Consider the following 25,740-nt stretch of genomic DNA (forward strand, 5'->3'; position numbering starts at 1 on the left):
CACATCTTATAAAAATGTGCAAGAACCCTTACATATCAAGACTTAAACCATATTTTATAAAAATCAATCCAACCTTGTGAATTAATCATTATATTTTGTACTTTTTCATGAGAACTTACCTCTTGTTTGTTACGATATAATGGAATAATATGTATTTGATGTAACAATGTGTCCTCAAGATCGCGTAACAGTGTAACTCTTTTCTCTACTTGTTTTTGTTTGAAATAAGGGGACAACATTTCATGAAAGTCGATGCTGCTATGCCCATGAATAAAACTGTTTTTTGTCAGAAACATATATAGCAAACTATCTTCTACCCGTTCACTAATTGTTGCACTATCATGCATGATATCAGCTTTTTGTATCGTTCTTGTTTGCAACAGCTCTTCTATTTCAAGAAAATTAATTTCTACACTAATTCCATATTTCGCACACTCTCTTTGTATCCATTGCGCATCTTCAACGTGATCTCGTCCTTTAAATGTATAAAGTTGTAACACTTCATTATGATACGTACTTCCTTTAATTAAACTTTCTATATCTTCCTCAATCTCTACTATACTATCACTTGCTAATATTAGCTCCTTTGCCACTTCTCCACGTTCTCCCCCAAGTTCTTGAACAATTGTATCACCGTGAATGATTTTATATAACGCTTTCCGAAATAACTCATCTTGCATTGGCCCTTCTTTCACTTGATTACATGTTACATAGGTCACGTTCGACTCAAGTCGAGACAGTTCTTTATTAGGTTTTTCTTTATCTTTATACTGTGCCTTTACTAAAACATCATATGTATTTACACTTTGTTCTACGTTCCATAACTCAACGCGATCTAGAAAAGGTCTCTCTCGAAAATATAAATGATGAGCTTCTAATATAAACAGATTTTCATTACTTTTATATAATTGAAAAGGTCCTGTCCCAATTAAGTTTCCTGTTTCCTCTTCATTTACAATAGAACACTGTTCTGCACTTAGCATATGTAAAAACATCCTATTTTCCGTATGTAATTTAATTTCTACAACATACTCATCTACTGCACGAAAACTTTCAACGTGTTGTAACATCCAAAAATGTGGATTGTTTTCTGCTTTTATAAATCGATTCAGCGAATATATAACATCCTGTGCAGTAAGTTGTTTTCCATTATGAAAGTGAACTCCTTTTCGTAAATAAAATGTCCATATCTTTTCGGCATCATTATATTCCCAGTGAAATGCAAGTCTCGGCTCTATATAGTGTGTTTCCTCATTTACAAATACAAGTGGATCAAAAATATGTTTAACCATATGACATTCTGAACGCATCGTAGCGTAAACAGGATCGAAAGCGATGTCTAAATTCATTTGTACTTGCAAACGAAGTACATCTTTTCTCCCTTCGGATGTCATTTCTATTTTATGACCAAATATTGAATCTATCCAAGTTTGAAATTGCGTTTGAAGAGATGGAAAATACGAGCTATAACGTTCGATAAAATTGATTCCGTTTTTTACGTCCCCTTGTTTTGTTATTTCTTGTCCTCTTTCTAAAATTAAAGAAAGTGGATGTTTTTGAAACACTATCTTTGAACGATTGCCTCTTCCTCGTCCTGGAAACCATATGATCCAATTCAGTTCTTCTAATTTTTTTATAATTAATTTACTATTACGCTCTGTACAAAATAAAGTTTCAGATATATTTCGCACTGTTACTTCTAATTGTTCTCCCTCTTGTTTCCCTTTTCCATATGTAGTCCATAGTTCAATGTATTGATCTAAAACAAACATAATACTCCCCCTAAAAGGTGAAAAATACTCCCTTTTAATTCTACCCTTTTTCCATTTCTCCTTTCATCTTATCATTTCGATATAGAAAGGAGGAAAAAATATTGAATCATCTCTTACTACGCTACAATAAACCTATTATCATTAGACTGTGCGGGGAATTATTAACCCGAACAACTGAGTCAATGTTAGCTCTCATTATGATCATTTACGTTAATAAAATGTTAAACGGCAATATAATGATGACTATGCTTATTTTCGGGCTACAACCACTTTCAGACATTGTATTTACACTTATTGCTGGAGGAATTACTGATAAATATGGACGAAAAAAGATTATGCTAATCGGATTATTACTGCAAGGTTTTGCAATCGGTAGTTTCATTTTTGCTCAATCCGTTTTTATTTTTGCACTGTTATATGTCATTAATGGAATTGGTCGTTCCTTATATATTCCCGCTCAGCGTGCTCAAATTGCTGATTTAACAAAACAAAAACAGCAAGCAGAAATTTTTGCTCTCCTACAAACAATGGGTGCAATCGGTTCTGTAATCGGTCCTTTAATTGGTGCTATCTTTTATAATACTCATCCTGAATATTTGTTTATAATGCAAAGCATTACACTTATAATATATGCCATAGTTGTTTGGACGCAGCTCCCAGAAACTGTTCCGCTTATTACAAAATCAAAACAAACAGTTGAAGTAAATTCACCAAAACAGTTTATTTTTAAACATTACGCCATATTTGGTCTTATGATCTCTACACTTCCTATCAGCTTTTTTTATGCTCAAACGGAAACCAATTATCGCATTTTCGCAGAACATGCATTCCAAAATTTCGTATTCATACTCGCATTTATTTCAACTTGCAAAGCCATTTTGGAAATCATTCTACAAATCTTCCTCGTAAAATGGTCTGAACGATTTTCCATGGCGAAAATCATCCTTATTTCTTACACCTGCTATACAATAGCTGCAATTGGATATGGATATTCTGCAACAATCTCGTCTCTATTTTTCACATTACTTTTTTTAGTCATTGGAGAAAGTATTGCTTTAAACCATTTACTTCGATTCGTTTCAGAAATTGCTCCAACCGAAAAACGTGGGTTATATTTTTCGATTTACGGAATACATTGGGATATATCGCGAACGTGTGGACCTGTTATTGGTGCAGTTTTATTAAGTAAACTAAACGGTAGTATATTATTTTATATTTGCGCTTGTTTCTTATTCGTTGGCGGCATTGTTCAAGCGTTGTTTGTTCAAAATTTAGAACGTAAAAAAACAGAAAAAGCTGGTTATAAAAACATTGCAGAACCTCCAGCTCATAATATATAGGTTACTACTTTTCAGTTTTTTCGATAGATTGATTGAATTATAAAAGACGCTATCCTCCCTATAAATTCCCAGAAAGGATAGCGTCTTTTTTCCTGTTGTATATTTTTCAAAAACAAAAGTGGATTATTTCGCCATATGAAAGTATGTTTCGTATAGCTGGAAACTGATTTTTCTTAATATTGGTTCTGAATGTCCTTTCCTAGCTTGACAAGTAGCTACTGTAACTCCTCTCTCTTTAGCAATCTTTAATCGCTTATATACGAGATTAGAATAGATTCCTTTGTGACGATATTCTCGTAAGACTCCTGAGCCACGCAAATACAATGTAGTGCCGTTGCTACTATATCTATAATTAGCATATCCTACTGCCTTTTCTTCATCACAACAGATTATGTATCCAGATGTACCTTTACTAGCTTTTATGTAATCTTTTCTTTGTTTAAAGAGCTCTTCTTCTAAAGAAGCTTGATAATCCCAGATTTTAGAACTTACTTCCACAAGTTGTCTAATCTGTTCATCTGTTTGCACTTCATAATACGAAAACTCATGATTAATCGACGGAATCTCAAAGTTATGTAACGATAGTGCAAGTCCAGCATATTCATCAATCGTTCGAAAACCCAATTCATTTAGTCGGTTCATGAGTATTATGTTTGATGATGGAATCCACCAGGAAAAAGATAATTTATCATAGAATGCATTAACTTTTTCCAGGCGTTCCTCAAAATCATTATGAAAATTAAAACGAACTACTTTATTAGCATTGATACTATTTAGCTTTTCATTCTTTATCATAATTAATTCTTTCGTGTTAACAAATTCTATATCGTTTGAAATGAGTTCACTTGGATAATCCCAATGATGTGACTCAATAGCTTCTGTAATCGTACTAAAGTTGTTATTCATAATAGTCCCCCTTTCTACATGTATAATTTCATTACAATTCGTAAAAATCCTTCTATACTTTCCTTGTTTATAATTGAAAAGACCCCCTTTTATAATAAAAAGTGGGTCTTTTTGGGGAACGCTTAATTTCTTATCCTGCCATTTTATTTATACTATCCTCTGGTGAAAATACCGAGATGTGGTCTACCTTACCAGTCGATTTTGGAATGATAAATTTCAATTCAAATTGATTGTTTACTTTATAAATATATATTTTATCATCACCATTTACTTTAACTGCAGTTGGTTTTCCTAATGCTTTTTCTATTTCTTTTACTGTAATTACTTTTAGTTCTTCTTGATAAGAACGAACATCAAAAACTTGTGACCCTTTATTAAAACCGAATACAGCCTTTTTATTTGTAAAAGTTGCGTACATTCCGCTCCCTGCTTGTTCCGTTTTATCCGCTTTCCCCCACGCTTTTTCTATTTCTTCAATATCTCCTGTATGTGCTGCAAATGTAATGTTAGGCACTTTTCCTTCTTTTGCAAGTTCAAACAAATCTTTAACGTAGTTAATTGATTTTTGATTAAGTGTTGAATTTTTCGAATCTGGCTCTGTTGAATCTTGATTTTTTGATTTTCCCATGGGCTCCTTCTCTCTTTTAGGAGTAGTTTCTTCATTCTTATTACTCGTTTCTGGCGCACTATTTTTTACTTCTGTATTATTTTCTGAGGTTGGATTTGTTTGCTTCTTTTCCTCCGTACTCTTACACGCGGTTAAAACAATTGCGAATGTTAAAGTCAGAAAAAATATAAGTATATTCCTATAGACTTTCATATTTTTCAGCCTCCCACTTCATCATATTCACTTTAGTAATCATTTCATTACATTACTCTCAAATGAATGTGAATCCAAAATTTCAAAAAGGTTAGGACTGTGCCCTCTATTTGTATAATCATTCTCTCCCTTACTTGTATATCCTTCACATACTCCTATAAATAAATTGTCATAAAAGTTTATTATTTTGAAGTTTATTATTCATAACCGTTTCCGCTTCTAATTTGAGGAAGTTGTATAGTTCTTTTAAATACTATAGATATCATTACTAATACACTATTTATCCAATACTATGCATCCTCAACTGTAAAAATTATTATAGGCAGATCAAATGTTATAAATATGTAAGAGCAGCGAAAAGGAAACCAAACATACAACAATACCAAAGCTTTTCATCTTAGTCACCTTATTATTGAAAACTCCACTTTTTAATTTAAATATACTACTATACAAAACGTTAATACATATTCGTATCACTGACGGAAAATATTAATAAAAAAGCTGTCCTATTTAAGGACAGCTTCAAATATGTATTTTTACACTTCGATTGATTTACCATCTTCAACAATATGATAAAGTAAGTGCGCTAAATGATGAATCGGGCCATACTCTTCCTCTTCCTCATCTGTTTCACCATGGAATTCAAGATCGTTTAAGTATAGTGCTAAAAATTGATAGTATAGTTTTAAATCAAATCCGTAACAAGCACTTGGCTCTTCATGATCTCCTTCATATTGTAACATTAAGTATTGATCATTTCCTTCTGCATCTTCTGCATCAAAGAATACGAAGAAGCCAACGTTTGTATCTAAATCAAATAAATGACGAGTACCTTTTTCTGTTGCTTTATTGAAGTCCTCTTCACTTAATTTATGTACTGTTGTCGCTTTTGCATTATCTTCTTGATGGAAATTTACTGTAAATGTTTTCAATGCTGACACCTCCTGATTGTATAACAGTAGCATAACAGATTAGACAATATAATTCAAAGGGACTGCTTACAAGTGTAAGCAGTCCCTTTTATTCATTTTCGCATTGCTCGGAATATAAAGCTTACGATGAAAATCAAAATAATCGCACCTATTAAAGCCGGAACAATCGCATATCCACCTATAACAGGTCCAAAATTACCAAATAGCGTCGTACCAAGCCAAGAACCGACAATACCAGCAATAATATTACCAATTACACCACCCGGTACATCCTTTCCAGTGAGTAAACTTGCAAACCATCCTAATATACCACCGACAATTAAAGACCAAATCATATGAAAGCCTCCTTTATATAGAAACAAAAAATTATAATCAGAAACAATTGCTTACCATTAGTTATGTTTCATTTCTCATAAGTTATTCGCTCTTTACAAATCCATCAGATTGTATTTACAAAATTCAAGGACAATCCGGTTTTAATATCGTCCTCATAAACTCTTCTTTAAAAGCTGGATAATTAAAACCAACCGCAATTCTTTGTACAGGTCGATTATCAAAAGTCGTCATCTCGGCTATTTTTCTAAAATCCGCAACACTTTGTCCTCTCGTTACATCATTCGTCGTACTAATCCAAACTGCTGATTTTTTATATTCAAAAATATCATCATTTATAAACGAAATGAACGGAAGTAAATCATGAATCGGACTACCACCAATACCCGGGTATTCTTTTTTATAAAAATTCTCATAATAAAAATCAATCATTGGTTTAATCAGTTTCGCCTGTCCGGTTCCTTGTTTATCAATAATATCAACCATTTCAGGCGTAATAAGTGCTGCTTGCGTTACATTTAACGGATATATAGTAGCGTTTTGCACGTATTTCATAACAATATTTGCTGCAATCGGGGCGCCGTAAAAATTTGCTTCAGACACTGGTGTAACATTACCAGGGAATAGGAACGCACCTCCCATTATATAATATGAAGAAATACGATTCATTACATTTGGATACAATATAAATAGCGTTGCAAGTGTTGTCAAACGTCCTGTTGCCACAATAATAATCTCTTCTGGACACGGCTCAATTAATTTAATCAACTCACAAAAATTTTCCCTTTTACAATTCCTCATTTCGGGCGGAATAATTGGACCTAAACCGTGATCACCATGAATTTCAGGGAAAAATAAAGGTTCTTCAGCTGTCATAGGCCTACTAGCACCTTCAATAATTTTCACTTCTGTAGCATAGTATCTTTCTAAAAAATAAACATTCTCCGTAACAATTTCCCGTGATACATTCCCATACTCTGCAACAATACCTAAAATATCTAATTTACATGTTTTATTCGCATAAATTAACGCTACGGCGTCATCAATACCGAAATCTCCGAAAAAGATGATTTTCTTATTAACTTTCTTCACCTCTCTTCAGCGTAATCTACTATCATTATTATGCGAAAAAGACAAGGTGGTGAAACCGCACAAAACAAAAAAAGTCGCCTATTTATTGGCGACTTCAATCTTTTTATAAGATAAATAGGCTAATACATTTTTACTTGAATCATATTTCGGATTATTTCCTTTTCTCGGTTCTCTCATATGTGTTTTTTCAAAACCAGGAATGTCCGGCATTTTTTCCATAAATTCAAGCATTTCTTCCTCAGTTCCTTCAATACGTACACGAATCATTATAACTATTCCTCGATTCTCATTTTCTCTGTACTAAGTATATCGTACTTCGGAAAGACTGCAACATATTTATCCCGTAAAAGCCCGATTGGTGTGGGCTAATAATCAATGAGGGATAGACAGCCCCCACTGAATTAAAGTCTCACTTTATCTTTTTAACGTTGTACTTTTTTTACATATAAACATTGCCATTTCAGTATAGAACGAATCTACTTTATGATTTTTAAATTGAATATGAAAGTATTCTTTCATTTCGTTTGATGTTTTCACCATACATTCTGTTAATTTTTCACGCTTTTGCACTGGTACGTCCATCATATCGCACCACCAGTCAAAATCAAATTTCTTATCAAATGTAAAACATGACTGCACTTGCAAATCATTTTTTTCCAATAAGGCAATCCATTCTGTTTTTTTCAAAGCTCTTTCATGACTCGGATCACGCTTTTTTTCTATAAAATTATAAAATGTATCATATTCATTATTTTCTGCTGAAACATTATCTATTAAAATAAATAATCCACTATCTTCTAACGTGCGATTTACTTCATAAATAAATCGCGCAGGATTCGTAAAATGATGTGCTGCAATCCGGCATGTTATCGTATCAAATGCTTTATCAGCAAATGGCAACTTTTCAGCGTTTCCAGCGACAAAAGATACATTTTCATGTCCATTACTTATAATAAATTTCTTAGCATTCTCTAACATTTTCTCTGTTAAGTCTAATGCAATTACTTCTTTAAACAATGGTGCTAATACATTTGCAACATGTCCACCACCAGTAGCAATATCAAGAAGACGATTATTATGGCGAGACGCAACTTGTTGAACTACATATTGTAAATCTGGTCCTTGTGCATGTATTTTACTTTTCACATACTTTTCTGCATTACTACCAAACTGTTTCTTCACAAGCTCTTCTTTACTCATTTTATCATCTTCTTTCTATTATTATTTACATATACGATTCAGCTAATTAATAAGTTCTCGTTCATATTTTCAAATCCTCTTTTAGACATATGACATATAATCCTCGGCATAAGAGAAAAAAACTGCGAGAACGTATCCCACAGTTTATCTATGTATGTTAAAATCAACTTTTTTAATTTAAATCTTTTTATAAAGTTCCTTTTTCCTCTTTTTCATTTCCAGAAACCAAGTTACCAATAGCATCCGCCGTTACTTCAACTACAAATTCACAAATCCCTGCTACAACTTCTCCAATTACTTCATCCATCTTTCTACCCCCTTGTTTTATGGAACCTATTTGTAGTATAGAAGACATTGGTTAATGTAGACTATCGGAAAAGGTGACATAAACCTTACAGATTTGTAAGCTCTTTCATATTTTTCACTTATCCCCTTTAAAACTCCAAGTATTATTAACAGGCATATAGGCCATCATAATATGTAGTAAGCAATAATCCTGTTAGAGGAGGCATTTAAAATATACTACGTAAAGTTAATTAAAGGTCAATCATTCTATGCTTTTGATCGTCGTTTTTTAGTATCTCAAGAGGAAGAAGTTTCGGAAAAAACGTATAATTACTTACGCCAAAATGAATTCTTCGAAGTACGTAAAGAAGAATTTTCTGCCTAGAGTATTAAAAGCATCAAGAAGTATTTCGTATAACCATGATACATTCTTGATGCTTTTATACCTTTTTCTTTTTTTAACAATCATTCTCGATTATTTTCTTAAAATATTCTAGTATTTGTCCAAGCTAATTCATCGTCACCTTCATATTTTAGTATATGAGGAGGTGACGAACATGACTCATATCATTGATTACCAAGCTACTCAACCTATAAGTAAAACGAATGAAACAACTTTTGCAATTCCCCATTCCCCAAACAAAGCAATTCTAGCTAATATTAAATTAAAAATTTCAAGAAGAGATTCACGTAATAATCGCGTAGAGTTAATTGCTACAGTTGGTGTAAAAGGCATAACTGGTATTTCACAAGTTCTATTCCGAATTTTCCGTGATAACACTGAAATTTTCAATGCACAAGTAGGTATTGAATCTACAGATTCTGAACAATTCTATGCTCAAACATTTCAAGCTATAGATCAAAATGTTATCTGTGGAACTCACGAATATTCATTAACTGTAGAAAACCTTACTAATGGTGCAAGTGCAGATGTTGTTGGTCCACTATCTTTTAGCGGTTTAGCTATTGGACAAGAGCGTAAATGTTGCTAGTGAATCTAATGTTTAATTTTTTCTTAAGAAAAGCGAGACGTAGTAATACGTTCTTGCTTTTTTATTTTTTCTATATTTATCCCTACTTTCAATTAGTTTTTCATATTTTGATGTGCTTATTTCATCTATTAACAAATCAAATTTTTGGAAAATCAAAATGATTGAAATCTACTAATGAAACACGTAATATAGACTCTGACTCTAAAAAAGTTCGTAAAAAATAATACATAAATAAGGAGGTTTTATATACGAGGTTTTCAATTTAAAAGACTGAGAGGTTTTATTTTATGTGGCGTAATAAAAACGTTTGGATTGTTTTAATTGGGGAGTTTATTGCTGGTCTAGGGCTATGGCTTGGTATTCTTGGAAACCTTGAATTTATGCAGAAATATGTCCCTTCGGATTTCATGAAATCCGTTATATTATTTATCGGATTATTAGCTGGTGTACTAGTTGGTCCTATGGCTGGCCGAGTCATTGATCAATACGAAAAAAAGAAAATTCTACTTTATGCTGGATTTGGCCGTTTCCTTAGTGTTATTTTCATGTTTTTCGCTATTCAATATGAAAGCATCGCCTTTATGATTGCATTTATGATAGCACTGCAAATTTCAGCAGCATTTTATTTCCCTGCATTACAATCTGTAATTCCACTCATCGTTCGTGAACATGAGCTATTACAGTTGAATGGTGTACATATGAATGTTGGTACAATCGCTCGTATTGCAGGTACTTCACTAGGTGGAATTCTTTTAGTTGTAATGAGTTTACAGTATATGTATGCCTTCTCAATGGCAGCATACGCTTTATTATTCCTCTCAACTTTCTTCCTACAATTCGAAGACAAGAAATCAACAACACCAAGTAAACAAACTGCAAAAGATAATAGCTTTATGGAAGTATTTCGTATTTTAAAAGGAATTCCTATCGCGTTTACAGCACTTATATTAAGTATTATCCCTCTATTATTTATAGCTGGATTTAATTTAATGGTTATTAATATTAGCGAAATGCAACATGATCCAACGATTAAAGGATTTATATATACAATTGAAGGTGTCGCATTTATGCTAGGTGCTTTCGTTATTAAACGTTTATCTGATCATTTCAAACCTGAAAAATCACTATATTTCTTCGCATTTTGTACTGCATTTGCACACCTTTCGTTATTCTTTAGCGATGTAAAATGGATGGCTCTTGTATCATTTGGTTTATTTGGATTTAGTGTAGGCTGCTTCTTCCCAATAATGTCAACAATCTTCCAAACGAAAGTGGAAAAAAGTTATCACGGACGTCTCTTCTCATTCCGTAATATGTTTGAGAGAGTCATGTTCCAAATCGTTTTACTCGGCACAGGTTTCTTCTTAGATACGATTGGATTACAATACATGGTTCTTATCTTCGGAGTCATTTCCTTGTTAATTATTTTTATTTCCTTATCAAAACAGAAACAATATGAAAAACAACCGTCGCAATCTGCGAATTTATAACATAAACATCTCGGGCATGGATTCAAATTTATACTGATCCATGCCCTTTGTTATATACAAATTACGTTTATTGAAAATATTTAAAGGAGTAACTCATTCTACTTTCGAATAAAGTATATAGCATGAAATATATATAAAGGAGTTGCGGAAATGTCTGATGGCATGCAGTTATTTATTATCTTTCTTTTTGAAGTTATTATGTTTGGTATCATTAATTTTTTAGCCATTTCCCTATCTCAACATAACTTTAAAAGAAGAATTGTAACGGGTTTCATATTTTTACTATTAACCCCTGTTGTATTTTTAACTACTGCAGCATTCGCTTCCATATTTGATAAAGGTGGGTTTGGTGCAGGTACGTTAGCCTTTATTATTGCTGGTATATATATTTTAAATGGAATAGTCATTCTTTTATCCTCTACATTAATCCTCAAAAAATCATAACAAATAGTATACTGCTAGGCATGAATTCTAGTATCACGCTAGATTCATGCCTTTTATTTTTCTCACCGCTTTTCCCAATGTTTATGCGAAGTTAAGTAATTCTTTATAAAAATTTAAACTTTATTTTTTACAATATTCATATCGTACGTTTTATACGCATTACATACGAAAGGAGCACAAAATGAAAAAGTTTCTATTAATATCTCCTATACTCGCCGTTCTTCTTAGTGGGTGCAGCAATAATGATATATACGGTTCTTGGGAAGTCGTTGACAATAAAAATGGAGAATGCCCTGTATATTATAAATTTGAAACAATTGTGAAAGAGGAAAAAAAAGTAGAAATTGTACAAAATTTAGTAGAAATGCAAACGACAAATAAAAAAGAAGATTTGTATAAGGGATCATTTATAAATAACTCTAGCGTATACCACATTGATTATGGTAACTCTTTCACATCGGATCAATCTTTAAAAGTTGTCGATAATAAATTAAATGTATACTTTATTAATGCTGAAAAAATGTGTACATATAAAAAAACAAGTGATTAACTATAGGTATTTTACAAAACCGCAAAATATATTTTTGCGGTTTTGTACTTTAGATGCTTTCTTTAAAAATATGTTCTCTTTTAAATTCCTTAATTATAATATGAAATTAATTAATAATTTTTATTGTGAGGTGTTTTTTTGAGGAGCCTAAGTTCTTTAATTATATCAACAGTTTGTTCCGTAATCCTTATTCTATGGAATGCTATTTCATTCTATGAAAAATTCACTACAGGGCATTCATACTATTGGCTTAGCGGCATACTAGGTTTGGTATTCGTATTCTTTTTAATACAAAATATCCGAGATATTATAAACAAAAACTATAAAACATCTTAACTGTTTTAGAAGAAATATATAATATTCTAATCCTCCCTCTAAATTTGTCAATCGTTTTAATTTTCTTAAAAAAATGATAAAATATAATTATGTGTTTTCAGAATAATTAAAAACGCAGAAAGAAAACACAGTTTTTAGGAGGGGTTTTGATGACTTACACGTTAGCAACTAGAATGAAAGCATTCCAATCTTCTATTTTTAGTGAATTAGGGGCCTATAAAAAAGAGAAAATTGCAGCAGGTCATAAAATGATCGATTTAAGTATCGGGAATCCTGATATGCCTCCTGCTGAGTTCGTAAGAGAAGAAATGGTACATACGGCGAGTGCAAAAGAAAGCTATGGATACACATTAGCAGGTATACAAGAATTTCACGAAGCTGTAACTGAATATTATAATAACACTCATAACGTTATATTAAATGCTGATAAAGAAGTTTTATTATTAATGGGTTCACAAGACGGACTCGTTCATTTACCTATGGTTTATGCAAATCCTGGAGATATAATATTAGTTCCTGATCCAGGATATACAGCTTATGACACAGGTATTCAGATGGCTGGCGCAACATCTTACTATATGCCATTAAAGAAAGAAAATGATTTCTTACCTAACCTACAAGATATTCCTGAAGAAATTGCTGAGAAAGCGAAAATGATGATTTTGAACTTCCCAGGGAATCCAGTTCCAGCAATGGCTCATGAAGATTTCTTTAAAGAAGTAATCACATTCGCGAAAAAACATAATATCATCGTTGTCCATGATTTTGCTTATGCTGAATTTTATTTTGATGGCCAAAAGCCGATTAGCTTCTTATCTGTACCTGGTGCAAAAGAAGTTGGTGTAGAAATAAACTCTTTATCAAAAAGTTATAGTTTAGCAGGTAGCCGTATTGGGTATATGATTGGTAACGAAGAAATTGTCGGCGCGCTTACGCAATTTAAGTCTAATACAGACTACGGTGTATTTTTACCAATTCAAAAAGCAGCATCTGCCGCACTAAGAAATGGCGCAGAGTTTTGCGAGAAAAACCGAAGCATTTACCAAGAACGTAGAGATACTTTAGTCGATGGATTCCGAACATTTGGTTGGAATGTCGATAAACCAGCTGGAAGTATGTTCATATGGGCTGAAATTCCGAAAGGATGGACTTCTATAGACTTCGCTTATGCACTTATGGATCGTGCAAATGTTGTAGTCACACCAGGTCATGCATTCGGTCCTCACGGTGAAGGTTTTGTACGTATTGCACTTGTTCAAGATAAAGTAGTATTACAAGAAGCAGTTGAAAACATTAAAAACAGTGGTATTTTCTCTCTTGAAAAAGCGAATGAATTAGTTAAAAATTAGTTATCACTCCCCTGCTTAACTTTAGCAGGGGTATTATTTATTGGAGGTACTTTCATATGCATATTAAAGATACACTTCCTCACCGTTATCCATTTTTAATGATTGATCAAGTAACAAATATAAAACAAAATGAATCCGTTACAGGGTACAAACTCATTACAAATAACGAATGGTTTATAAATGATTCTCAAAAACATATGCCTCATATGTTAATTGTCGAAGCACTTGCTCAGCTCAGTGCATTTGTAAATAAAAGTGACTCTGAAGGATTAGGCTTTCTCTCCTCATTAGATGGAGTTGAATTTCATGACAAAGCATATCCTGGTGATAAACTTGAATTACATTATGAGCTAACACGCAACCGTCGGGGTTTTGTTCTTGGTAAAGGAACTGCAAGCGTTAACGGTCAGTCAATTGTAACTATAGAAAAGCTATTAATATATCAAGCAGATTAAGTGACTTTTTAATCAGTCGAGGTATCCTATCCCCAACCAACCGGTCTGATCCAAATTAACAGGATAAACATATTACATAGTTAGGAGTAGAACAATGGAACGTACTATCGGTATCGATGCTGGAGGCACATTGACGAAAATAGCTTATTTTAACGAAAAAAAGGCATTAGCTTTTGAAAAATTTTATTCCCATGAACAAAATAAAATTTTAGATTGGATTAAAAATAACAATGGAATAAAACAAATATGTATTACAGGTGGCAAAGCGAAACTATTACAACAACTTCTTTCAGATTCATATAAAATAGTTGAGCTAAACGAATTTGAAGCTACTCTTGCAGGTGTCCGATACATATTAAAAGAAGAAAAACATTCTATAAACAACTTTATTTTAACCAATATCGGTACAGGTACTTCCATCCATTACGTTTATAATGACCAATATATTCGTGCCGGTGGAACTGGAGTTGGTGGCGGTACAATTATGGGGCTTTCAAAACTATTAACAAATATAGATCAGTTTGAAGATGTAATCCCTCTAACCAAAGCAGGTTCTAGAAAAGATTTAGACATTACGGTCGGAGATATTTATGGTGGTATTCTCTCTCCTATTGATAATAGCTTAACTGCTAGCAATTTTGGAAAAGTAGCCATTACAGAATCACAGTTTAATAGCTCAGATATACTTGCTACGATTCAAGGACTTGTAGGTGAAGTTGTTACTGCATTAAGCCTTCAATTCGCCGAAGCGAAGAACATTGATCATATTCTCTACATTGGTTCGACTTTATGTCATAACGTACACCTTCAAAATATTATTAGTAGTTACACAGAATATCAAAACAAAATACCCGTCTTCCTACAAGATGATGGGTATAGCGGTGCGATTGGTGCTTTGCTTCATGCTTCAAAATAAAAAAGCTGACAAAAGTCAGCTTTTTTGCAATGGTACTTCAAATTCAATAATTGACTCTCCGTTCTCTCCAATACGTTCTACACTAATTCTATTAATTACACAAGTTAACTTCTCATGAAAACTAGAAACAGCCTTTGCTATTTCAGCGGCTAACTGAGGACTCTCTTTTCTGCCGACTGTTACATGCGGTATGTACCGAATATCTCTTTTTAAAAATTGTAGTAAAGGTCCTGTATACAATTTATCATGTAACTTTTCGATCTGTTCTTTCCCTTTTTCAACTTTCAAAAACAAATAGTCTCCTACACTAGTTATACGACTTGCAAACTTAATTTCAATTGTCCCTATCCCTTTTGACAAATCCAAAATATGTGATTTCAACTCATCATTTGAAATATTGATTTCAAAAGGAAATACAATTGTTATGTGCGGAGGAATTAAACTAAATAAAGGATCGTGTATTTTTCGAATACTTTCAATCTCATCAGTAGACATGTTATTTAGAAAAAGTAAAATCGTTCGCATGTTTATATCCCCCACTCTCCTCAATTTTTTATATTTATCATATTGGATGGTAGCTTGCACTTCAACGAATTTTTTCACTTACATATAAAAATAAAAAAATTGTTAGCATAACGAGTACATTACGATGCATATATTTCATTTAGCATCCCCCATTTTTATCGATATTTCGTTAATTACAATATTTACTTTCAAATCCCTTTTAAATATACGCAATTTAATCAAAATTAAAAATTTTCGTTTTTTATGTTTACAATTATCCATTAATTGTATATACTTACTAACGTAAGAAAAATATTCTAAAAGGAGGTCGAATAAAATGATGAAATTACAATTACATGCATTTACTTTAGCGTTAACTGCACCTGTGTTTTTCAGACAATTAAATATGAATTCGACCACCCTAATGGAGAATTGAAAATCGCACCCTAATTCTTTTAATTCATAAATTCGCCACAGGAGGTCGTATACTTTCCTGTGGCTTTTTCACGCCCAGCCGTAGGAGAACTGTATCTTCCTGTGGCTTTTTTGTGCGATTTTTTTAGTCTCTTACATCATTTTTCAAAGAAAGGAGCAACATTCGATGACTATTAGCGTATTGTTTTTAAGTATTACGATTCAAAGAAATACAATTTCCAAAGCTGAAATTTTTCATAATGAGCAGATTGAAAAAGCTATGAATGATGTTAAGGAGCGCCAAGTGCTGTATTGTGATCACCTGTAATTCCTTTTCGAAAGGAGGAATTCGTCTATGACTTTTCATATTTTCTTTTTTACGACTGCACTTCAGAAAAAAACATTATCTGAAGATGAAATTATTCGTAAACAACAATTAAAACAAACAACTGATAAATTAACTGACATTAGAAGTACGTACTATACACAAATGTGTTAAAAATATATTTTAAAGGGGCAATATCTTAATGAAATTCAAAGCATTCTTTTTAACCATTACTATTCAAAAACGTAAACTTTCACAGAATGAAGCTTTACACGATCAACATGTTCAAAATACTATGGACGAAGTAAAAGAGCTACAATCCTCTTTTTACAACCGTCTTTTCTAAATAACTATAAAGGAGCAAAACTCTAATGAAATTCAAAGCATTCTTTTTAACCATTACTATTCAAAAACGTAAACTTTCACAGAATGAAATTTCACATGATCAACACGTTCAAAATACTATGGACGAAGTAAAAGAGCTACAATCCTCTTTTTACAACCGTCTTTTCTAAATAAATCCTAAAGGAGCAAAAATCCAATGAAATTTAAAGTATTCTTTTTAACCATTACCATTCAAAAAAATAAAGTTTCTGAGACTGAAATGCTACATGAGCGACAAATTAATCAGGCTATGGATCATGTAAAAGAAAGACAAAGTCATTACTGTAGTCATTTGTAATTCCGATTTGAAAGGAGGAATTCACATATGAAGTTTCACCTTTTCTTTTTAACCATTACCATTCAAAAAGAAACGATATCTCAAAATGAGTTAAAGCAAGAGCAACAATATAAACAAATTATTGATGAAATTCGTGATCGTAGAAGCAAATACTACACTCACCTATAATCGTTTAAATATAAAAAAATGAAAGGAGTCGATTATGATGTTGATAGCACGGTGTAAAGAAATGATTTGGATAATTCAGAGGGATTCCACATAGTTTTTGTAGAGGTTATATCACACAAGTTTACTGTTAAATTTGATATGTATAAAATATATAATAACATTGTATTAATACACTTTTTAATATCGATTCAAAAACAAAGATACACCACTTAAAAAGCGGTGTATCTTTCTCAACAAATGTTATTTCTTTTTACTTCGTTTCGTCTTAAACAATCTTACTAAGTTCGAAACAACTGTTTTCGTTACTGCATACACTGGCACTGCCAAAATCATTCCAATAATTCCCGCGAAGTTACCTACCCCTAAAATTAAGATAATAATTGTTAACGGGTGGATGTTTAATTTCGAGCTCATAATACGCGGTGAAATGATGTTACTTTCAAACTGTTGTACAATTGTTACGATGATAATTACGTACAATGCTTGCATTGGAGATACGAACAGCCCTACAATAACAGCTGGTGCCGCACCTATAAATGGACCTAAGTTAGGAATGATATTTGTAAATGCTGCAATAATTCCTAAAACGAAAGCGTACGGTAAATCAATAATTACATAACCGATGAAAGTAAAAGCACCTATAAATAGACAAACGAGTGCTTGCCCTTGAATATATGCAGATAATGTTTCATTCGTCTCCTTAATAATGCGAAGACCCTCTTCACGGTAAGACTCTGGTAATACGCTAACCGCTTTTCCTGGAAAGGCATGTCCATCTTTAAACATATAAAATAATATGAACGGTACTGTAAATATAACTAACGCAACGTTCGTGATAATACCAAATACTGCCGTTGCACTCGACGTAATTGTGTTTGGTATCTCTTTTAAGTATTCAATCGCATTCTTTTCAATTGTTTCAATGGAAACATAGTTTTGTGTAGATATCCATTCAAAAAATCTATGATGGGATAAATCTTGTATGTATACTTTCCCCTCTTTAATGTAAGTTGGCATATTTTTTACTAAATCCATTAACTGTTGCGAAATGGTTGGAACGACTACTCCAATAGCAACTCCAGTCAATGTAATGATGAACAGGTATAGTAGTAAAATTGCTAAACCTCTAGGTACTTTTTTATTCTCCAAAAAGACTAACAAAGGGTTAAATATGAAGTATAAAAATAACGCAATTAAGATTGGGAAAAATAATGTTGAGACGAAGATACCAATCGGTTGAAATAGAAACGATATTTTAGTGCAAATAAATATAATCCCTACAACCATTAGCACTTCTAATGTCCAAAAGTGCACTTTCGATTTCAAAAAAACGTCCTCCTTTAAACTAGCACTTCTCTTCATTGTACCAAAATAAGCATGAATTTTACATATTATTTTCCTTTACAATATTCCAAAATACCAATAAATACACTACAATGAGATTATATACAAATTTGCAGGTAAAGGTGATAACTATGACGCAATGCATCATTTGCAGAAAAGATACGAAAGAACTTAGTGAACAATATGTCATCCCAGAAATACTATGTGGATATTATTTCACAAACTCAATTTGTGATACTTGTCATGAACAAATGACAACAAATATTGACCGTCCTTTAATTAGGCATAAATTAAGTCAATATAAGATTGAGCAAATGAAAAAACAAATCGACTCCCCTCTTTATACGAACGAGCACGGTGAGGAACTTGCAGCTGCTGAGACTGATGTTGTCGAAGTAAGTGATGAAATTCTTTATTCTAATGCATTAATTATGAAACTATGTAAAAAACATGACATTTCCTTACATAATGAAATTTGGAAAGAGGAACGCGTAACAAAAGTAGCAAGTTCTATTCAACGTGAATTACTATTAGATAATCGTAAGTATAAAATGAGTGTATTAAAAATGGCTTATGCATTCGCTGTCCAAGCAGTTGATGGCTACTTTGACGATCAAGATGCAATTGATATTTCTACCATTCTTTCAAATGCGGATTTCGTCGAACTAAAAGAAAAAAGTATTGTTCGTGATTTAAGTAAAAGTTCTTTATGGAATACGTTAAATACAAGTAGTGAAAACCATTACTTTATTTTACTAAGTGATAAAGATGGTCTGTTTTGTTTTATTCGTCTGTTTGATATCTTTGATGTTGTCGTTCATTTATCAGAAAAAAAATATACTCTTCCATCACCGATTGTCGGAGTAAACAATGTAAATAAACAGGAATTTTATATCCAAAGTTTAAAACAGTATATGGATGGGCTATTTAAAGAAACCGTATCTACTATTTAATCGAATTCAGAACATACGGTCTCCTTTCTTGATGAAAAGACACTGTGTTATAATAATCATGAAAAGAACAATACAATCACATAAACCAATTATTAATTGTATATAAATAAAAAAGACTAGTGTGCGGCTACACACTAGTCTACGTAACTTAGCAGATTGGATTGTTCATTTATCCTATTTGTTTCTTACAAACAAAACAACCCACATTCTATCAGCATAGGTGGGTTGTTATTTTTTGAGCTTGTCAATTAAAACGACAACAAACGTTAACAATGCAACGAGAAACAGTCCACCCTGCAGTAGCAACGCTATTTCACTCACGTATTATCACCCCCCTCCTACTCGGAGAAGTGATAATTGAACATCCAACCGCACCTTAAGTTACCATTTAATTTTACCATATTTTCTAATAGTTTACGATGAAAACCCGCAAGCGCAATACTTGCGGGTTTTTCACTATCCACCATTCATATGTTTTAGCCTTTCAGTAACCACATCATAAAATTTCCGTTCTTCATCAACATTTAAGTGAACACGATTTACTGTTTTAGAAAATCCATATAACAATTGTGCTTTCACTGGCTCTTTTAGTGTTATTTCAAAAGTAGCAGGTTCTTTTATGAACTCCATAACAGTTGCATCCAATACCTCTTTCTCTTCTTTTGCTTTTAAGGAGTCTCCTTTGTAGAACGCAATATCATCAATTTGTGTAAATGGCAATACAACTTTCTTTCCTAATCCGATCTGAATGATTATGTTGTCTTCTGTTACGACAATCGGATTTTTACGCATCGTTTGTATTTCAGCTAAAAAATAAATCATCGCATATACATTTAGTATGAGTAAAATCCAAGCTACCACTGGATTCCATTGATGAAGCAAATAATGAAAACCGATACTTTCAATTACAGTTGCGTGGATAATCATAATATAAACACCTATAGCACCAGTCTTTTTATGATATGAGTACACAGATTCACCTTCTGGTACTTTTACACGCCACGATAAAAATGCATAATAGATTAATTTACACTCAGTAAGAATGATACTTACAGCCTTACTTCTTTTCATAGTAGCGTCAAACGCTGCATCAATCGCATAAGAAAATGAAGAATACTCTTTTCTATATTCTTTATATCTTTTTACTATGTTAGGAAGCACCCTAATTATTTTATATAGAAGAAATAATTCTAAGCCTACAAATGCAATTTCTCCTGCAATTATTATATAAGAAACGAATGAAAAAGCTTGTAAATAATCGTTCGGAATAATAAAGCGTGCAAATATATATCCAGCTATTACGACTGGAAATATATATGTTAACGAATATCTTTTTCGAATAATAAAGAAATACGTGAGAACTGGAATTACAAACATACAATCTAATAATGACCCAAGTACTACTTCTTTAGGTGCATCTGGTACAATTGGAAGAGCATACAATAAATAGTTTGATACCATAATTAAAGATACGAGTCCAATCCAAATTCCTTTTCGCCTTCGCGATATGGATACATTCATACGGTCACTCCTCTATTTAAAAACCTCGTTTAAACGGTCTTTATAAAAAAAAATCGCACGTTCAAATTCTCTTACTTCATCTACTTTTACGACAGTTTCAAGTAATAATTTCATCGCGGATTCATGATCGTTTACGTTGTATTTGGCTAATGATAAAAAAACTTTCATAGCGTCATTCTCCGGAAACTTCTGTACCCCTGCTTCTAAAACAGTAATTGCTTTGTCATACTCTCCAATACAACGATATGTACTACCAAGACCAATATAAGCTCCGCAAAGTGACTCACCTTCAAGCCCGTTCGCAATTGCCTGTTCATAATACGGCACGGCATCCATTTCAAGACCCATTACATCATGTATCCAAGCACATTGATAAAGCACTTCTGCATCCCTCGTAAAATTTGTTAATCCTATAAGTATCTCTCTGGACTGCGCATATTTCTTTTCGTCCCGGAGTTTAATAGCTTGCTTTAATAAATGTTCCATAGAACCCACTCCTCACCAATTATTCTCTGTATAGATCTTGATTGGTTTACGCTTCACATTCGATTAAAGTCTCGCTCATTTATATACTATGCGGATCCATTCTTATCTAAAAACTAAATTTTACAAAGCAGTAATACGATTACACAATATCTCTAAGTTTTTGACAATTTCTTTCGCTGTTTCATCTTTCCCGTTACATAACTTCCCTTTACCATCTTGGCCGATGACATAGTGTACAGCACCGCGCGAATATAAAGAATGTGGTGAATTCGCAATCATTACATTCGCCTTAGCTTCTTTCATTCTATTTTTCGCTCTTTCAAACAGTTCTTCCTCGTTTAGATCACTTTCAAGTTTAAAACCAACGAGTACTGTTTCTGGATCCCACTCTTTTATTTGTTTTAATACTTTCGGTGCCTTTTTAAAATGTATAATCGGTGCGATATCACTTGATATTTTCCCATTCATCTCAAGAACATTCCCATCTTGATCACAAACCTTATCCACAACCCAATCTGATCCAGCCGCTGCCATAATGACCGCATCGACTTTTTCATGCGTAATGATACTTTTCATTTTATCTTGTAAATCAACTATTCCTTCAAATGGATGTAATTCTAACCCTCTATGTACATCGCTTGGTTTCTCCGCAAAGTAACCGTGTAAGTATATAACGTGTGCCCCTTTTGCAATAAGTTCTTCCGCGATGATTCTACCAATTGTACCCTTAGCCATATTCGTATGCCCGCGTACTTGGTCCCATTTTTCTAAACAACCACCACTCGTAATTAATACCTTTTTCCCCTTCATTATAACCATCCCTTACTGATTTTTCTTACGAAACCATTCTGTTCCAAAATCAACTATATCACGTTGCTTCATAATACGGCACGTTGCGTTACCTATTTTCCCATTTGTTACAGTTCCTTTTTGCTCAAACTGTACACCGATTTCTACAAACGTATCAGAATCGTAATCCATATCAACAAACTCTTTCCATACTCTTTCACCGTTTTCTATAATTGGTGCTCCTACCTTTATTAACTCACGCGCACCAGAACGTACTTCAGATATGTGCACAGACGTATTAGAATCATAGCCAACACCAATTAGTAATATGTATCCATCTAAATCGTATATTTTTCTTAATGGTGATTCCTCTCCAAAGCTCATTGAAAGCGAATGATCTCTTACTATTTCCTCTGCATATTTCCCCCATGCAGCAAAACTTCCTAATGGATGATTGCTACGCACTACATTCGGATATGTACGGAAACATTCAACTATTTCTCCCATTCCTCTTGTTGGTGTTATGCGTGGATCAAATGCTGGGACGTTATCACGAATAATCTGCCACCATTCTTCAGGTACAGGTGGTCTTGACCAATGTTTCGGATCGGATAAATCTGAAGATTGCGTCGGCATAATAATCGTTCCTTCTTTTGTAACAACCTTCATTAACGCTTCTACTACCGCAACCGTGCCACCCGATATCCAACCGATAGAACTTAATGACGAATGAACGATAATTGTCATTCCTTTTTTGACTCCTAATGTCTTTAAATCTTTTGTAATGGATTCAATTGTATTCGGAAATTTTGTATTCGCTACTATTTCATTTATTTTCATAATGGTTCCCTCACTAACCCTATATATTAAAATTTAACCCTATATACGAATATATTATCATATTTTTCTTAATTTTTAACTTAATTATCCACTCTATCGCAAAATGAACAAGTACAAAATAAGCGAAGCCCTAGAATAGCTGACTTTACAGCTATATCCTAGGGCTCTTTCTATTACGATGTGTGAAATACTATTTGCAGGTTACTTTCAACCTCATATTTTTTGCTGTGGAAAAGTTTATATTAAAATGATTTATAGAGTTTTTTCAAATACCTTTAACTTATTTAAGATATTTATTTAGAATCCACTATTTTTTCATCATCTACTTCATACTTTACTAGGCAATCATTTTCAATGATTAGTTCCTTAGCAACTAAGTTACCTGTGACACGGTCCACTATTTTTTTATAAACTTTATTTTGCCTGTATACTTTACCATTTACTTTTTTGGCAAAACGATGATCTTCTTCAACAATAGAATACGTATATGGTGGGTATTTAGATGCCCTAATTTCCCCGTATATATATTCTTCATCAAGATACAGATTGACTTGGTAAGTAATATTAGTATTATTCCTTAATTTTAGGTCAATAATCCCATTCATTAAGGTAGCACCTGTTCCAAACGGTATAACTCTTCCATAGTCAGGAAATGGATCAAAACTATGACGATATCTTTCTATTGTTTCTAACTCCGAATGCAGGAACATCCAATAAAGAAGATTCCCTAACTGACAAAGCCCCCCGCCTATTCCCCTGCGCGCTTCGCCATTCATTAAAATAATACCCTCTTTATATCCAGCTTTTTCACTTGAATCTCCCACAAGATTCCAAAAGGAAAAAGTTTCTCCTGGTTTAATTACAACCCTATTTATTTTACTTATAGCTAATTTTAAATTATTGATTTTATTATATTGCAGCTGAATATCAGTATCTCCTAATTTTCTAATAAGAAGAGATTTATGTTTATAAATTCTATATGGTAATAGATTTTTTTCAAATGTTTTTGAAAATCTATACCCTTTAATAGAATCGCTTATTTTTTTAAACACCCTACGTTGTCTAATCCTTAGAGGAATTAATATAGGAAACTGCTGTGTTAATAGCTTTCTTTCCATTGAAAGTTAATCTCCTTAAAATGTTGTAGTCAAATTTATTATTTACTCATTTCAACAATTTTTAAATTTCCTAATTCCATGCTGTAAATATTATTCTTCCTTTAACAAAATAATATTTACTGTTTTACGTGCACATTATCCTTCAATCGTAATTCCAGTAAACATTGATAAGTTCCCCGTTATTTTCTCACCTACACGTAAAAATAAGCCTGCTGCTCTTCCGCTTATACAGTGAGAGCCAATTAGTAGTTTACCAGTATACGGACCATCCCATGTGTCAATGGTATAGTCAGGCATTTCTATGTATTGCTGGTATATTTTCCGTTGTTCAAAATAATACTCTGTTTTATCTTCAGCTAATAGTTCCTCATTATCGTATATAGATACTCCGCCACCTTCCCGGCCATATAAAGGTTTGGAAACATACGATCCATTTCTTTCTAAAAATGGTTTATTTGTAAAATATGTTGGTAGGAAGTAGTTCTTAATGATTTCTCGCTCGTCTTTCTCAAAGAAAACTTCCTCTTCGAAAAGTTGCCAAATTAATGCGAGTACACTTTTATTTTGCATAAGAAAAGCAGCCGGTGGATTAATGATTTTGACTCGTCCTTGCGCTATATGATCTAAAAACTGGAGTCCAATTCTTTTTCCATTTTTATCGACGTCTGAAACTAAATATTCAATGGGATACAGTCTATATAAATATTGGATTTTTTCTCCGCTCGGCGTATATATGCCATCATCTGCAACGACGATATCTTGAATTCCCACATACTCCGTAGGCTGGTTTAAGCAATAACTTCTTAAAAATTGAACTGTTTGACGGTCTTCATCATGCCAATCGTAACTAGTAAAATATATAGTCTCTGTAGGCACTATATTATAGTCATGCTTGATTTGTTCCCACGCCTGCACAATATGCTCTTCAATACGATTTGGATGATTTACATCATGATAACGGCACAATACTTCATTTGCGACAGACGGTTCTAAATATCCTGTTGGTGTATCACAATTTACTTCTATTAATTTAATATCATCACCATTTACAATAAAATCAAACCTTGTAAAATACGAAAACAAACCAGTATGTTTCATTCTCGCAATTTCCCACGTTTCGGGCGGAAACCCAAGTTTTTGAAAATCTTCTGTCGTATTTACAATAAATTGATATGTTCTATATAACACATACATAATTTCTTCTGTCGCTTTTGAAATAGCGGTATATGTGTTTACAGGCATGCGATACATCCCTGTTGCCATATATTGATTCCATTCTTCCTTCTCTAACAGACTCGGCCACGTAAAACCATTTCGACCAGCCTCTTCCGCAAGTGAAAACCATGCTTTCATATAATCTTTCTGTTCTTGTTCTGTATACATG

At 32.9% G+C, this 25,740-nt stretch carries 33 protein-coding genes; 16 read left to right on the forward strand and 17 right to left on the reverse strand.

The features are described from left to right. Positions 1–35 precede the first annotated feature (35 nt). Positions 36–1,772 carry an SgrR family transcriptional regulator gene (locus COI75_RS25290; protein WP_098448669.1) on the reverse strand — a complete coding sequence of 579 codons (1,737 nt, stop codon included), beginning with the start codon at positions 1,770–1,772 and terminating at the stop codon, positions 36–38. A gap of 101 nt (positions 1,773–1,873) precedes the next feature. On the opposite strand from COI75_RS25290, the gene COI75_RS25295 reads away from it, so the two are divergent. Next, entirely contained in the window at positions 1,874–3,112 is a 1,239-nt protein-coding gene (locus COI75_RS25295; RefSeq protein ID WP_001016140.1) for an MDR family MFS transporter, read from the forward strand. 123 nt (positions 3,113–3,235) lie between these two features. On the opposite strand, the gene COI75_RS25300 is transcribed toward COI75_RS25295, so the two are convergent. The 7 genes from COI75_RS25300 to COI75_RS25330 form a co-directional block, all read right to left on the reverse strand. Next, positions 3,236–4,018 carry a GNAT family N-acetyltransferase gene (locus COI75_RS25300; protein ID WP_098448670.1) on the reverse strand — a complete coding sequence of 261 codons (783 nt, stop codon included), beginning with the start codon at positions 4,016–4,018 and terminating at the stop codon, positions 3,236–3,238. 130 nt (positions 4,019–4,148) lie between these two features. After that, positions 4,149–4,838, reverse strand: coding sequence for a YjgB family protein (locus COI75_RS25305; RefSeq protein WP_000870458.1), 690 nt, complete (start codon positions 4,836–4,838; stop codon positions 4,149–4,151). Between the two features lie 536 nt (positions 4,839–5,374). After that, positions 5,375–5,770, reverse strand: coding sequence for a hypothetical protein (locus COI75_RS25310; protein ID WP_000847585.1), 396 nt, complete (start codon positions 5,768–5,770; stop codon positions 5,375–5,377). Between the two features lie 92 nt (positions 5,771–5,862). Next, a complete protein-coding gene (locus COI75_RS25315) occupies positions 5,863–6,105 on the reverse strand; it encodes a GlsB/YeaQ/YmgE family stress response membrane protein (RefSeq protein ID WP_000638304.1) in 243 nt (80 codons plus the stop codon). A 124-nt stretch (positions 6,106–6,229) separates the two neighbouring features. Continuing rightward, the gene (locus COI75_RS25320; RefSeq protein WP_098448671.1) at positions 6,230–7,195 is read right to left on the reverse strand and encodes a nucleoside hydrolase; all 966 of its coding nucleotides are present in this window, start codon (positions 7,193–7,195) and stop codon (positions 6,230–6,232) included. Between the two features lie 78 nt (positions 7,196–7,273). Continuing rightward, on the reverse strand, positions 7,274–7,462 hold the full coding sequence (locus tag COI75_RS25325) for a DUF3970 family protein (RefSeq protein ID WP_000621879.1): 189 nt from the start codon (positions 7,460–7,462) through the stop codon (positions 7,274–7,276). A 147-nt stretch (positions 7,463–7,609) separates the two neighbouring features. Then, positions 7,610–8,395, reverse strand: coding sequence for a class I SAM-dependent methyltransferase (locus tag COI75_RS25330; RefSeq protein ID WP_000031319.1), 786 nt, complete (start codon positions 8,393–8,395; stop codon positions 7,610–7,612). A 517-nt stretch (positions 8,396–8,912) separates the two neighbouring features. On the opposite strand from COI75_RS25330, the gene COI75_RS25340 reads away from it, so the two are divergent. The 8 genes from COI75_RS25340 (at position 8,913) to coaW (ending at position 15,212) form a co-directional block, all read left to right on the forward strand. After that, the gene (locus tag COI75_RS25340; RefSeq protein WP_080020352.1) at positions 8,913–9,065 is read left to right on the forward strand and encodes a YqbF domain-containing protein; all 153 of its coding nucleotides are present in this window, start codon (positions 8,913–8,915) and stop codon (positions 9,063–9,065) included. A gap of 172 nt (positions 9,066–9,237) precedes the next feature. After that, on the forward strand, positions 9,238–9,672 hold the full coding sequence (gene exsC / locus COI75_RS25345) for an exosporium protein ExsC (protein WP_000148812.1): 435 nt from the start codon (positions 9,238–9,240) through the stop codon (positions 9,670–9,672). A gap of 287 nt (positions 9,673–9,959) precedes the next feature. Beyond that, entirely contained in the window at positions 9,960–11,162 is a 1,203-nt protein-coding gene (locus tag COI75_RS25350; protein WP_098448673.1) for an MFS transporter, read from the forward strand. A gap of 150 nt (positions 11,163–11,312) precedes the next feature. Next, positions 11,313–11,606, forward strand: a complete 294-nt coding sequence (locus tag COI75_RS25355) for a hypothetical protein (RefSeq protein WP_001279508.1) — start codon at positions 11,313–11,315, stop codon at positions 11,604–11,606. Between the two features lie 181 nt (positions 11,607–11,787). Next, the gene (locus COI75_RS25360) at positions 11,788–12,156 is read left to right on the forward strand and encodes a hypothetical protein (RefSeq protein WP_000714136.1); all 369 of its coding nucleotides are present in this window, start codon (positions 11,788–11,790) and stop codon (positions 12,154–12,156) included. A 485-nt stretch (positions 12,157–12,641) separates the two neighbouring features. After that, positions 12,642–13,841: an LL-diaminopimelate aminotransferase gene (locus tag COI75_RS25370; protein ID WP_000222689.1), complete on the forward strand. Its 1,200-nt coding sequence runs from the start codon at positions 12,642–12,644 to the stop codon at positions 13,839–13,841. Positions 13,842–13,897: 56 nt separating this feature from the next. Beyond that, complete coding sequence (locus COI75_RS25375; RefSeq protein ID WP_000547671.1) at positions 13,898–14,296, forward strand: 3-hydroxyacyl-ACP dehydratase FabZ family protein; 399 nt, start codon at positions 13,898–13,900, stop codon at positions 14,294–14,296. Positions 14,297–14,390: 94 nt separating this feature from the next. Further along, the gene (gene coaW, locus COI75_RS25380) at positions 14,391–15,212 is read left to right on the forward strand and encodes a type II pantothenate kinase (protein ID WP_000442488.1); all 822 of its coding nucleotides are present in this window, start codon (positions 14,391–14,393) and stop codon (positions 15,210–15,212) included. A gap of 15 nt (positions 15,213–15,227) precedes the next feature. Here the strand turns inward: coaW and COI75_RS25385 are convergent, their stop codons facing one another. Then, positions 15,228–15,737 carry a 2'-5' RNA ligase family protein gene (locus tag COI75_RS25385; protein ID WP_001259214.1) on the reverse strand — a complete coding sequence of 170 codons (510 nt, stop codon included), beginning with the start codon at positions 15,735–15,737 and terminating at the stop codon, positions 15,228–15,230. Positions 15,738–16,317: 580 nt separating this feature from the next. On the opposite strand from COI75_RS25385, the gene COI75_RS25395 reads away from it, so the two are divergent. The 6 genes from COI75_RS25395 to COI75_RS25420 are packed head-to-tail and all read left to right on the forward strand — an operon-like array spanning position 16,318 to position 17,305. Continuing rightward, on the forward strand, positions 16,318–16,458 hold the full coding sequence (locus COI75_RS25395; RefSeq protein WP_000156185.1) for a YrzI family small protein: 141 nt from the start codon (positions 16,318–16,320) through the stop codon (positions 16,456–16,458). Positions 16,459–16,485: 27 nt separating this feature from the next. Then, positions 16,486–16,629 (forward strand): YrzI family small protein, encoded by a 144-nt coding sequence (locus COI75_RS25400; RefSeq protein ID WP_000142705.1) that lies wholly within the window; start codon positions 16,486–16,488, stop codon positions 16,627–16,629. A gap of 28 nt (positions 16,630–16,657) precedes the next feature. After that, entirely contained in the window at positions 16,658–16,801 is a 144-nt protein-coding gene (locus tag COI75_RS25405; protein WP_000668970.1) for a YrzI family small protein, read from the forward strand. A 25-nt stretch (positions 16,802–16,826) separates the two neighbouring features. Then, on the forward strand, positions 16,827–16,970 hold the full coding sequence (locus COI75_RS25410) for a YrzI family small protein (RefSeq protein ID WP_000668978.1): 144 nt from the start codon (positions 16,827–16,829) through the stop codon (positions 16,968–16,970). A gap of 26 nt (positions 16,971–16,996) precedes the next feature. Next, positions 16,997–17,137 (forward strand): YrzI family small protein, encoded by a 141-nt coding sequence (locus COI75_RS25415; protein ID WP_000669809.1) that lies wholly within the window; start codon positions 16,997–16,999, stop codon positions 17,135–17,137. 27 nt (positions 17,138–17,164) lie between these two features. After that, entirely contained in the window at positions 17,165–17,305 is a 141-nt protein-coding gene (locus COI75_RS25420; protein WP_000668496.1) for a YrzI family small protein, read from the forward strand. 240 nt (positions 17,306–17,545) lie between these two features. Here the strand turns inward: COI75_RS25420 and COI75_RS25425 are convergent, their stop codons facing one another. After that, positions 17,546–18,631 (reverse strand): AI-2E family transporter, encoded by a 1,086-nt coding sequence (locus tag COI75_RS25425; RefSeq protein WP_000837899.1) that lies wholly within the window; start codon positions 18,629–18,631, stop codon positions 17,546–17,548. A 149-nt stretch (positions 18,632–18,780) separates the two neighbouring features. On the opposite strand from COI75_RS25425, the gene COI75_RS25430 reads away from it, so the two are divergent. Next, entirely contained in the window at positions 18,781–19,602 is an 822-nt protein-coding gene (locus COI75_RS25430; RefSeq protein WP_000189716.1) for an HNH endonuclease, read from the forward strand. A gap of 228 nt (positions 19,603–19,830) precedes the next feature. Here COI75_RS25430 and COI75_RS27520 read toward each other — a convergent pair whose 3' ends face one another. The 7 genes from COI75_RS27520 to COI75_RS25465 form a co-directional block, all read right to left on the reverse strand. Further along, positions 19,831–19,923, reverse strand: coding sequence for a putative holin-like toxin (locus COI75_RS27520; RefSeq protein ID WP_001289320.1), 93 nt, complete (start codon positions 19,921–19,923; stop codon positions 19,831–19,833). A gap of 135 nt (positions 19,924–20,058) precedes the next feature. Beyond that, positions 20,059–21,123: a hypothetical protein gene (locus COI75_RS25440; RefSeq protein ID WP_098448674.1), complete on the reverse strand. Its 1,065-nt coding sequence runs from the start codon at positions 21,121–21,123 to the stop codon at positions 20,059–20,061. Between the two features lie 12 nt (positions 21,124–21,135). After that, positions 21,136–21,609: a tetratricopeptide repeat protein gene (locus tag COI75_RS25445; protein WP_000400622.1), complete on the reverse strand. Its 474-nt coding sequence runs from the start codon at positions 21,607–21,609 to the stop codon at positions 21,136–21,138. A 120-nt stretch (positions 21,610–21,729) separates the two neighbouring features. Then, positions 21,730–22,419 (reverse strand): phosphopantothenoylcysteine decarboxylase domain-containing protein, encoded by a 690-nt coding sequence (locus COI75_RS25450; protein ID WP_000676699.1) that lies wholly within the window; start codon positions 22,417–22,419, stop codon positions 21,730–21,732. A gap of 12 nt (positions 22,420–22,431) precedes the next feature. Next, positions 22,432–23,232 (reverse strand): aminoglycoside N(3)-acetyltransferase, encoded by an 801-nt coding sequence (locus COI75_RS25455; RefSeq protein WP_141530741.1) that lies wholly within the window; start codon positions 23,230–23,232, stop codon positions 22,432–22,434. 299 nt (positions 23,233–23,531) lie between these two features. Continuing rightward, positions 23,532–24,356 carry a VanW family protein gene (locus tag COI75_RS25460; protein ID WP_000440090.1) on the reverse strand — a complete coding sequence of 275 codons (825 nt, stop codon included), beginning with the start codon at positions 24,354–24,356 and terminating at the stop codon, positions 23,532–23,534. A 135-nt stretch (positions 24,357–24,491) separates the two neighbouring features. Continuing rightward, positions 24,492–25,739, reverse strand: coding sequence for a glutathionylspermidine synthase family protein (locus tag COI75_RS25465; RefSeq protein ID WP_098380661.1), 1,248 nt, complete (start codon positions 25,737–25,739; stop codon positions 24,492–24,494). Between the last annotated feature and the right edge of the window lies 1 nt (position 25,740).

The organism is Bacillus cereus, from assembly GCF_002564555.1.
Taxonomy (GTDB): Bacteria; Bacillota; Bacilli; order Bacillales; family Bacillaceae_G; genus Bacillus_A; species Bacillus_A cereus_K.

Excerpts from the sequence above, each read along its gene's own strand:
- COI75_RS25415 (WP_000669809.1), top strand. The coding sequence starts at position 16,997 with ATGAAATTTAAAGTATTCTTTTTAACCATTACCATTCAAAAAAATAAA.
- COI75_RS25300 (WP_098448670.1), bottom strand. The coding sequence starts at position 4,018 with ATGAATAACAACTTTAGTACGATTACAGAAGCTATTGAGTCACATCAT.
- COI75_RS25445 (WP_000400622.1), bottom strand. The coding sequence starts at position 21,609 with ATGGAACATTTATTAAAGCAAGCTATTAAACTCCGGGACGAAAAGAAA.
- COI75_RS25315 (WP_000638304.1), bottom strand. The coding sequence starts at position 6,105 with ATGATTTGGTCTTTAATTGTCGGTGGTATATTAGGATGGTTTGCAAGT.
- COI75_RS25375 (WP_000547671.1), top strand. The coding sequence starts at position 13,898 with ATGCATATTAAAGATACACTTCCTCACCGTTATCCATTTTTAATGATT.
- COI75_RS25460 (WP_000440090.1), bottom strand. The coding sequence starts at position 24,356 with ATGGAAAGAAAGCTATTAACACAGCAGTTTCCTATATTAATTCCTCTA.
- COI75_RS25405 (WP_000668970.1), top strand. The coding sequence starts at position 16,658 with ATGAAATTCAAAGCATTCTTTTTAACCATTACTATTCAAAAACGTAAA.
- COI75_RS25385 (WP_001259214.1), bottom strand. The coding sequence starts at position 15,737 with ATGCGAACGATTTTACTTTTTCTAAATAACATGTCTACTGATGAGATT.
- COI75_RS25360 (WP_000714136.1), top strand. The coding sequence starts at position 11,788 with ATGAAAAAGTTTCTATTAATATCTCCTATACTCGCCGTTCTTCTTAGT.
- COI75_RS25290 (WP_098448669.1), bottom strand. The coding sequence starts at position 1,772 with ATGTTTGTTTTAGATCAATACATTGAACTATGGACTACATATGGAAAA.
- COI75_RS25400 (WP_000142705.1), top strand. The coding sequence starts at position 16,486 with ATGACTTTTCATATTTTCTTTTTTACGACTGCACTTCAGAAAAAAACA.
- COI75_RS25330 (WP_000031319.1), bottom strand. The coding sequence starts at position 8,395 with ATGAGTAAAGAAGAGCTTGTGAAGAAACAGTTTGGTAGTAATGCAGAA.
- COI75_RS25430 (WP_000189716.1), top strand. The coding sequence starts at position 18,781 with ATGACGCAATGCATCATTTGCAGAAAAGATACGAAAGAACTTAGTGAA.
- COI75_RS25350 (WP_098448673.1), top strand. The coding sequence starts at position 9,960 with ATGTGGCGTAATAAAAACGTTTGGATTGTTTTAATTGGGGAGTTTATT.
- COI75_RS25370 (WP_000222689.1), top strand. The coding sequence starts at position 12,642 with ATGACTTACACGTTAGCAACTAGAATGAAAGCATTCCAATCTTCTATT.
- coaW (WP_000442488.1), top strand. The coding sequence starts at position 14,391 with ATGGAACGTACTATCGGTATCGATGCTGGAGGCACATTGACGAAAATA.
- COI75_RS25305 (WP_000870458.1), bottom strand. The coding sequence starts at position 4,838 with ATGAAAGTCTATAGGAATATACTTATATTTTTTCTGACTTTAACATTC.
- COI75_RS25410 (WP_000668978.1), top strand. The coding sequence starts at position 16,827 with ATGAAATTCAAAGCATTCTTTTTAACCATTACTATTCAAAAACGTAAA.
- COI75_RS25355 (WP_001279508.1), top strand. The coding sequence starts at position 11,313 with ATGTCTGATGGCATGCAGTTATTTATTATCTTTCTTTTTGAAGTTATT.
- COI75_RS25440 (WP_098448674.1), bottom strand. The coding sequence starts at position 21,123 with ATGAATGTATCCATATCGCGAAGGCGAAAAGGAATTTGGATTGGACTC.
- exsC (WP_000148812.1), top strand. The coding sequence starts at position 9,238 with ATGACTCATATCATTGATTACCAAGCTACTCAACCTATAAGTAAAACG.
- COI75_RS25325 (WP_000621879.1), bottom strand. The coding sequence starts at position 7,462 with ATGATTCGTGTACGTATTGAAGGAACTGAGGAAGAAATGCTTGAATTT.
- COI75_RS25420 (WP_000668496.1), top strand. The coding sequence starts at position 17,165 with ATGAAGTTTCACCTTTTCTTTTTAACCATTACCATTCAAAAAGAAACG.
- COI75_RS25465 (WP_098380661.1), bottom strand. The coding sequence starts at position 25,739 with ATGTATACAGAACAAGAACAGAAAGATTATATGAAAGCATGGTTTTCA.
- COI75_RS25395 (WP_000156185.1), top strand. The coding sequence starts at position 16,318 with ATGACTATTAGCGTATTGTTTTTAAGTATTACGATTCAAAGAAATACA.
- COI75_RS25450 (WP_000676699.1), bottom strand. The coding sequence starts at position 22,419 with ATGAAGGGGAAAAAGGTATTAATTACGAGTGGTGGTTGTTTAGAAAAA.